Here is a 6,580-nt window from a genome sequence, read left to right on the forward strand (position 1 = left end):
GCAGCCAAATATCCTGATTGATGATTAGCTCAATAGTTAAGAGCTTCAAAAGCATTAATAAAACAGTCGCTGCAATAGCAATTGGGCCAGATGTTGGATCTTTCAGAAGTCGCAGAGTTCTTTCTTTTGAGCCAAGCCCACCCATCCAGGCATCAGCACTGTCGGCAAAACCGTCGAGATGTAGAGCGCCGGTAAGCACTACCCATAGCGTTAAGATTAGAGCCGCACTTAGAAGTGTTGGAAAAACAAAGCTCAAAAGTAATGATGCTGAGCACAAGATTATACCCAGCAATAGACCAACAAGTGGATACCAGCTGAGTGATGCGCCTATCTCTTTCTCAGTCGGAGCAGATTGCTGGCCAACAGGGATTGCACTCAAGAATTGAAGGGCAATGATCGCCGCTTTAATTTGATTAGCAGCGGGTGTTTCTCGTTGGCTCACAAAAAATGCTCCGTGTGTAGCAGGCGATTATGGCAGCTCAAATTACTGACTGACGCCAGCCTGATCAAAGGTTGCCATTTGGGCATGAAGCAGACAGGCAGACTGTAAGAGGGGCGCAGCGACGGCGGCACCACTAGCTTCGCCCAGCCGCATACCTAGACTCAGCAAGGGTTCGGCTTCAAGTGTTTGCAATAGGTGTTTATGACCGGCTTCTTCTGAACAGTGAGAGAAAAACAACCAGGGACGAATAGAGGGGTTAATTCGCGTTGCTACTAAGGCTGCTGCCGAGCTGATAAAACCGTCTACCAAAACGCTAATACCCAGTTGAGCGCAGCGAATATAGGCGCCAACCAGTCCGGCAATTTCAAAGCCGCCAAGCTTGGCCAATAGTTCGCTTGCTGTCGTATCACTGGTTTTGTGAAGGTCTAAGCCTTGTTGTACAGCCTTGAGCTTTCGCTGGATACCTTCGTCATCAATACCCGTTCCTCTTCCGATGAGCTGCTCCACAGGTAAGTCAGTCAAGCCTGCTGTTAAAGCGGAAGCGCTGGTGGTATTACCTATGCCCATCTCACCACCAATAAACAGCTCGATACCCAACTCTTTTGCTTGTGATGCTGATTGAGCCCCGGCTTCTAGTGCTTGGCTTAGTTGTTCCTCGCTCATCGCGCTTTGCTGGCAGAAGTTCGCGGTGCCGGCAGTAATACGCTGGTCAGTCACGCTATCTAAGGGAGCGAGTTCATTGACTGTGCCTAGGTTAATTACGCCGAAATCAGCATTCAATTGGCGAGCTAATACGGTAATCGCGGCACCGCCAGCGGCAAAGTTTTTTACCATCTCACCTGTCACGATTTGAGGGAAGGCCGAAACACCTTCATCAACAACACCGTGGTCTGCAGCAAAAATACGGATCATGATCTTGTCTATAGTGGGTACTTCCTTGCCTTGTAAGCCAGCAAATTTGATTGCTAGCGATTCCAGCTGGCCTAATGAACCGGGTGGCTTGGTTAGTTGCCCCTGACGAGTACTTGCCGCTGTTTGGGCTTCCAGATTAATTGCTTGAGCAGCGTCATTAAGCCATTGCATAGGAGGTATCCTGATATAAAATTAAGTGTCTATTGTCTTAGTTGCTGTTTCTTGGTGATTAGCCCCGGCTAACAACAATATTCGGGAAGGCTCGTTTTGGGTCGAGTGCTTTCTGCGAAATTGCTGCCGAAACCTTGCGCGCTATATCTCTATATAAGTGAGACACTTCGCTATCAGGCTCTGCCACAACGGTTGGTTGGCCTGCATCGGTTTGTTCACGAATGGTTTTGTGTAAAGGCATCTCCCCAAGTACTTCGGTCTGATAAGCCTGTGCGATACGTGCACCGCCACCTTCACCAAACAAGGGTTCATGGTGGCCGCATTCGCTACAAATATGAGTGCTCATATTCTCGATTACACCTAGTACGTCAATGTCTACTTTACGGAACATCTCGATGCCTTTTTTGCAGTCAAGCAAGGCAATATCTTGAGGTGTGGTGACAATAACGGAGCCGGTTACAGGGATTTTCTGCGCCAAGGTGAGTTGGATGTCACCCGTGCCTGGTGGCATATCGATAATCAGGTAGTCCAGGTTATTCCATAGGCTTTGCGTGGCTAGTTGCATCAAAGCACCGCTAACTTTGGGGCCGCGCCAAACCATGGGGGTGTTATTATCTACAAGAAAGGCCATCGACATTGCCTGTATGCCATGAGCCTCGATAGGCACAAAGAACTTTTCTTCTTCAGTTTCAGGGCGTTGGCCTTCTGGAATGCCCAGCATCATACCTACGCTTGGGCCGTAAATATCAGCATCAAGAATACCAACAGTTGCGCCCTCTTGAGCGAGTGCCAGTGCCAGGTTAACTGAACTGGTGCTTTTACCAACACCACCTTTGCCAGACGCTACCACAATGACGTTTTTGACGCGTTCGAAAGCAGGAACCTGGCCTTGCGCTTTATGCGCCTTTATTTTGAAAGAGACAGATATATCGACACTTTCGACGCCATCAACAAACTCCAGGTTGCTCGTAAGTATCTGCTGCATTGCGCCTAAAGTACCTTTGCAGGCGTAAGGCATTTCAATATCGAGCTTTACTTGCTTATTGTCGTAAGTAAGGGACTTGATGGCCTCCAAGGAAAACAAATCTTTGTTTAGATAAGGGTCATTAAAGCCTTTAATCGCATCTTCTAGCTCGCGCTGATTAACTGATGACATGTTGCTACCATTGCTAAGGTTCTTGAAAGAAAGGCGCATTATAAAGAATAAATAGCACGAAAGGGCAGGGCTAATTTCTGTCTCTTGAGGATATAATCTTAAGCGTCCTGGTTTGGAAACAAACTTTACCACGATATCAGGATGAAAAATGTCCAATAGATAGGTATGATAGCGCGGTTTTTACTCCCGAATTGTTTTGATTGTCCAGTGAGTTCTTATTTCCAACTTACGTGGGCAATTGTTTATCTACAAGAGAAGAGAATTCAGTGCGAAAAATTCTGGTAACCAGTGCCCTTCCTTACGCTAACGGCCCGATTCACCTGGGTCATTTGTTGGAATATATTCAGACCGATATCTGGACTCGTTTCCAGAAATCACGTGGTGAGCAATGTACCTATGTTTGTGCAGATGATGCACACGGTACAGCCATTATGCTGCGTGCCGAGAAGGAAGGCATCACGCCAGAGCAGCTGATAGATAAAACAAAAGCGGAGCATCAGCAGGACTTTGCTGATTTCCAGATTCATTTTGATAACTATCACTCCACCCACTCCGAAGAAAATAAAGCTCTTTCTTCTTCTATCTACGAGGCGTGTGCCGCTAACGGCAAGATTGCCACGCGTAGCATTACCCAGGCTTTTGACCCTGAGAAGAATCTATTTCTCGCTGATCGCTACGTAAAAGGTACTTGCCCTAAATGTAAGGCAGAAGATCAGTACGGTGATAACTGCGAAGTCTGTGCAGCGACCTATATGCCGATGGAGCTGATTGACCCTAAGTCAGTAATCTCCGGTGCGACACCGATTGAAAAAGAATCTGAACACTTCTTTTTCAAATTACCTGATTTTTCCGACTTCCTTAAAGAGTGGACGCGTAGTGGTGCCTTACAGCCACAAATTGCTAACAAGCTAGCGGAGTGGTTGGATTCAGGTCTGCAAGAATGGGATATCAGCCGCGATGCGCCTTACTTCGGTTTCGAGATTCCAAATCAGCCAGGTAAATTCTTCTACGTATGGCTGGATGCGCCGATCGGTTATATGGCGAGTTTCAAAAATTTGTGTGATAAGACAGAGGGTTTGGACTTCGACGAATATTGGAAGGCAGGTTCAGATACCGAGCTTTATCATTTTATCGGTAAAGATATCGTTAATTTCCATGCTTTATTTTGGCCAGCAATGCTGAGCTGCGCGGGTTATCGTACACCGAATGCGGTGCATGCTCATGGCTTCGTTACCGTAAATGGTAAGAAGATGTCCAAGTCACGAGGCACATTTATTAAAGCGCGTACTTATTTAGAGCACCTAAACCCTGAATACCTGCGTTATTACTTTGCGGCCAAATTGACTAATGCGGTCGATGATCTGGACTTGAATCTGGAAGATTTTGCGCAACGTGTTAATTCTGACTTGGTCGGTAAGGTTGTGAATATTGCCAGCCGTTGTGCCGGTTTTATTACTAAGCGTTTTGATGGCAAGTTAGCAGCGAGTTGTGAAGAAACCGAGCTGCTTCAGAAGTTTATCTATGCAGGTGACGAGATTGCAGCTTTCTACGAAGGTCGAGAGTTTGGTAAGGCGATTCGTAAGATTATGGAGCTTGCTGACCTGGCAAATCAGTATATCGATGAAAAGGCACCTTGGGTGATTGCCAAGGAAGAAGGCAAAGAAGCTGAGCTACAGCAAATTTGCTCCAATGGTATCAATATGTTCCGCCAGCTGATGACCTATTTAGCGCCAGTGCTACCGGGTATGACTGAAAAGGCGCAAGGCTTCTTAAACATTGAATTGAACTGGGATGCGCGTACCGAGCTATTGTTAGATCATCAAATCAACAAGTTTAAGCCGATGATGACGCGTGTCGAAATGGATAAGGTCAATAAGATGGTTGAAGCTTCTAAAGAAGCTGCGGCGGCAGAAATGCAGCTAGGAAAGAAAGAAGAGAAGCCAGTTGAAGAAAGTGATTTGCCTGGTGGTGAGGCAATTGCGCCAGAAATTGAGTTTGATGATTTTGCCAAAGTGGATTTACGCGTTGCATTGATTAAGAACGCAGAGCATGTTGAAGGGGCTAAAAAGCTACTGAAACTTACTTTGGATTTGGGAACAGAGCAAAAGCAAGTATTCTCTGGTATCAAGTCGGCTTATCAGCCAGAAGATTTGATTGGCAAGCTAACGGTTATGGTAGCGAACCTTAAACCTCGTAAGATGAAGTTTGGTATGTCGGAAGGCATGGTATTGGCTGCAGGCCCTGGTGGCAAAGATATCTGGTTGCTTGAGCCTCATTCCGGTGCACAGCCAGGCATGAGAATCATGTAGTTGGGTTTGTGGCACTAAAAAGGATAATAACGGGTCTCAATTTTAGAGAGAAATGAATGACTGAATATTTGCTAATTCTTGTCAGTACGATTCTGGTGAATAACTTTGTACTGGTTCAGTTTCTGGGGTTATGCCCGTTTATGGGGGTATCCAACAAGCTGGAAACAGCGATGGGGATGTCCTTGGCGACAACCTTCGTCCTGACTCTGTCTTCAGTATGCAGTTATTTGGCCTTTACCTACTTATTACAGCCGCTAGGTTTGGAGTACTTGCAGACCATTACCTTTATTTTGGTGATTGCTGTGGTCGTGCAGTTTACCGAGATGGTTGTTCGTAAAACCAGCCCCTTACTCTATCGAGTACTTGGGATCTTTCTGCCGCTGATTACCACTAACTGTGCAGTATTGGGTGTGGCGCTGTTAAACATTAAAAAGCAGAACGGCTTTGTTGAGTCGATTATGTATGGCTTTGGTGCCGCGCTTGGTTTTTCCTTAGTGCTCATCCTATTTTCAGCAATGCGAGAACGTATTGCTGTGGCTGATGTGCCAACGCCTTTTAAAGGTTCAGCTATTGGTATGATCACGGCGGGGCTGATGTCTCTCGCTTTTATGGGCTTTACTGGTTTGGTGAATATCTAGATGAGTATTGTTATTACCGCCATTGTCGCGCTATTAGCGCTAGCTGTTGTTTTTGGCGCATTACTGGGTTTTGCTTCCGTCAGGTTTAAAGTTGATGGCAACCCAATCGTTGATCAGATCGACGGTTTATTACCTCAGACTCAATGTGGCCAATGTGGTCACCCAGGTTGCCGACCTTATGCTGAGGGTATTGCTGCGGGCGAAGATATCAACAAATGTCCTCCCGGTGGCGAAGCGACTATTCAGGCCCTGGCCGATTTATTAGACGTTGAACCGATGGCCTTGGATGCTGAGCACGGTGAAGAAAAAGCCAAGCAGGTCGCAGTAATTCGTGAAGATGAGTGCATAGGCTGCACTAAGTGTATCCAGGCGTGTCCTATCGATGCGATTTTAGGGGCGGCTAAGCACATGCATACAGTTATTGAATCTGAATGTACTGGGTGTGATTTGTGTGTAGAGCCTTGCCCGGTAGATTGTATCGATATGGTGCCAGTAGATAAGGGGCTATCAGCATGGCATTGGGACTTACCCAAGCCTGTACATATTATTGCTACGGATAAGTCTCAGCCTGTGGAGGTGCAGTCTGTATGAGTGCCATGACACAGAACAATACACAGATCATTGCCACGAGTGGACGTTCCTTATCAGACTTTCATGGTGGTATTCACCCGGCGGAAATGAAGTCGCTATCGAGCGAGACAGCGATTACTGAGGCGGGCATTCCGCCACTACTTGTTTTACCTTTACAGCAACATATTGGTCAAGCCTCCAAGGTCTTGGTTGAAGTGGGTCAACAAGTAAAAAAAGGCCAGTTATTGGCTGAAGCAGACGGTTATATCAGTGTCGGCTTGCATGCACCCAGCTCAGGTGTGGTAGAAAGTATTGCTGAGCAAGTTGTGGCGCACCCTTCTGGTAATTCAGATTTATGTATTACCTTGAAGACAGACGGCCA

General features: G+C 46.5%; 6 protein-coding genes and 1 pseudogene. 4 read left to right on the forward strand and 3 right to left on the reverse strand.

What is annotated here, in order from left to right:
* The 3 genes from A3756_RS14365 to apbC all read right to left on the reverse strand — a co-directional run.
* Positions 1–442: adenosylcobinamide-GDP ribazoletransferase (locus tag A3756_RS14365; RefSeq protein ID WP_197481317.1), on the reverse strand; the 442-nt coding region annotated here is incomplete at its 3' end.
* A gap of 42 nt (positions 443–484) precedes the next feature.
* On the reverse strand, positions 485–1,525 hold the full coding sequence (cobT, locus tag A3756_RS14370; RefSeq protein ID WP_068553739.1) for a nicotinate-nucleotide--dimethylbenzimidazole phosphoribosyltransferase: 1,041 nt from the start codon (positions 1,523–1,525) through the stop codon (positions 485–487).
* A 58-nt stretch (positions 1,526–1,583) separates the two neighbouring features.
* Positions 1,584–2,681, reverse strand: coding sequence for an iron-sulfur cluster carrier protein ApbC (apbC, locus tag A3756_RS14375; RefSeq protein ID WP_068553740.1), 1,098 nt, complete (start codon positions 2,679–2,681; stop codon positions 1,584–1,586).
* Positions 2,682–2,947: 266 nt separating this feature from the next.
* Here apbC and metG point away from each other — a divergent pair, with 266 nt between their 5' ends.
* From metG to A3756_RS14395, 4 genes and pseudogenes are all read left to right on the forward strand, one after another.
* A complete protein-coding gene (gene metG, locus A3756_RS14380; protein ID WP_156490485.1) occupies positions 2,948–4,990 on the forward strand; it encodes a methionine--tRNA ligase in 2,043 nt (680 codons plus the stop codon).
* 56 nt (positions 4,991–5,046) lie between these two features.
* Positions 5,047–5,628 (forward strand): electron transport complex subunit RsxA, encoded by a 582-nt coding sequence (gene rsxA / locus A3756_RS14385; protein WP_068512022.1) that lies wholly within the window; start codon positions 5,047–5,049, stop codon positions 5,626–5,628.
* Complete coding sequence (gene rsxB, locus A3756_RS14390) at positions 5,629–6,219, forward strand: electron transport complex subunit RsxB (protein WP_068512026.1); 591 nt, start codon at positions 5,629–5,631, stop codon at positions 6,217–6,219.
* Positions 6,216–6,580: pseudogene (locus tag A3756_RS14395) on the forward strand (electron transport complex subunit RsxC); the annotation flags it as partial. The gene rsxB and the pseudogene A3756_RS14395, both read left to right, overlap by 4 nt.

The organism is Oleiphilus sp. HI0086 (genome assembly GCF_001635225.1).

Excerpts from the sequence above, each read along its gene's own strand:
- apbC (WP_068553740.1), bottom strand. The coding sequence starts at position 2,681 with ATGTCATCAGTTAATCAGCGCGAGCTAGAAGATGCGATTAAAGGCTTT.
- rsxA (WP_068512022.1), top strand. The coding sequence starts at position 5,047 with ATGACTGAATATTTGCTAATTCTTGTCAGTACGATTCTGGTGAATAAC.
- cobT (WP_068553739.1), bottom strand. The coding sequence starts at position 1,525 with ATGCAATGGCTTAATGACGCTGCTCAAGCAATTAATCTGGAAGCCCAA.
- rsxB (WP_068512026.1), top strand. The coding sequence starts at position 5,629 with ATGAGTATTGTTATTACCGCCATTGTCGCGCTATTAGCGCTAGCTGTT.